The 645-nt window shown below is 44.0% G+C and carries 1 protein-coding gene; it reads left to right on the top strand.

From position 1 onward, the window contains the following. Positions 1–80: 80 nt before the first annotated feature. Positions 81–623: a hypothetical protein gene (locus tag FU672_RS24815; protein ID WP_148245232.1), complete on the top strand. Its 543-nt coding sequence runs from the start codon at positions 81–83 to the stop codon at positions 621–623. Positions 624–645: the final 22 nt, after the last annotated feature.

Raw genomic sequence — 645 nt, 5'->3', positions numbered from 1 at the left:
ATCAGATGTCACCGACAGAATATGAAAACCAGTATTATCAACGGCTCGGAAGTGTCTAGATTATCCGTGGCGATTCACATTTGACAGCATCGGTAGTCAAAAAATATCGTGATGACTGGTTAGTACGGGTTAAGCAACGCCGAGAAAAAGCTGATAGTTTTGCCATAAGTAAAGTAATTGGCGAGAGTTTTACTGAGGAACCTCCAATGCTTACATCCCCTTCCGATAATGACCTCTACGCATATTTGGACTCACTTCCAGCAATTCGTTGTGAATTATTGTCCCAGGCCCAGCCAGATTGGGATACTGGGATTACCGCTGTGATGAATCAAGCAAATTATGACTATATCGATGGTTTACAGGGGATCCTTGTAGGATTGGCGAAATTCTACTCCCCAAACGCATTCGACAATCAAGAACCTCATGAGTTTTTCTCAGAGATAATTTCTAACCGCTATCGTTGGCATCGTGCGCAGCTTGAACCAGATGGACCAGGGACAGGTGGAACGATTATTACTACCTTGCTTGGTGGTTCAGTCTCTGCTGACGTAGAAAAAATGATAGAAGATATTAGACGTCAACTACCTTGGCCGATACGCGTCAACTACTCTGGCCGCCTTTGAGTTATTTCTTAGCTGACTGCTG

Source organism: Enterobacter asburiae, from assembly GCF_008080435.1.
Classification (GTDB): Bacteria; Pseudomonadota; Gammaproteobacteria; order Enterobacterales; family Enterobacteriaceae; genus Enterobacter; species Enterobacter asburiae_C.
This window is presented reverse-complemented; position numbering and strand designations above follow the sequence as displayed.